The following is a 268-nucleotide window of genomic DNA, read 5'->3' on the forward strand; positions in this document are numbered from 1 at the left end:
TTTTAAAGGCGTGGTCGGCGAAATTCCGAGCATCGCGCCGACTTTCATGCAGATGGATTTCAACGGCCTCTTTAAACTCAGCATGATCAGCGTGATTTTCGTCTTTTTCCTGGTTGATTTGTTTGACTCCACCGGCACGCTGGTCGGCGTTTCCCACCGCGCAGGTCTGCTGGAAGACGGCAAACTGCCCCGCCTGAAGCGTGCCCTGTTCGCCGACTCGACCGCCATCGTTGCCGGTGCCGCACTGGGTACGTCCTCGACCACACCG

At 57.8% G+C, this 268-nt stretch carries 1 protein-coding gene; it reads left to right on the top strand.

The genetic code is table 11. From position 1 onward, the window contains the following. The coding region (locus tag ACTHS3_RS17965) for a solute carrier family 23 protein (protein WP_440368777.1) at positions 1-268 on the top strand (268 nt) is incomplete at both ends.

This window comes from Neisseria sp. P0009.S007, from assembly GCF_051962515.1.